This is a genomic window from Streptococcus suis, assembly GCF_002964045.1.
Taxonomy (GTDB): Bacteria; Bacillota; Bacilli; order Lactobacillales; family Streptococcaceae; genus Streptococcus; species Streptococcus suis_U.
This window is the reverse complement of record NZ_POPB01000659.1, coordinates 1-307: the sequence shown is the minus strand read 5'-3', so window position 1 is coordinate 307 and position 307 is coordinate 1. Positions and strand designations below refer to the sequence as shown.

1 protein-coding gene is annotated in these 307 nt (G+C 42.0%); it reads left to right on the top strand.

The window, feature by feature from the left end:
- Window positions 1–33 precede the first annotated feature (33 nt).
- Window positions 34–307, top strand: a 274-nt coding sequence (locus tag C1E99_RS13935) for a PTS transporter subunit EIIC (RefSeq protein WP_161951233.1), incomplete at its 3' end; no start/stop codon positions are given.

The window sequence follows — 307 nt, the reverse complement described above, 5'->3', positions numbered from 1 at the left end:
GAATAATAAATAGGTTATAGAAAGGAATGGAGTATGAATTTTAAGAAGTTTTCTCAGCTAGGGCAGGCCTTTATGCTGCCAATCTCAATTTTACCTGTTGCTGGTCTCTTACTGGGAATTGGAGGCGCCTTATCAAATAGTAATGCTGTAGCACAATTTCCTGTATTGGATCAAGCGTGGTTGCAAGCTGTATTCACTATCATGAGTACGGCAGGTAGTGCGGTATTTGCGAATTTAGCGTTGATTTTTGCAATTGGTGTTGCTGTAGGTTTGGCAGATGCTGATAAGGGGACTGCTGGCCTATCTG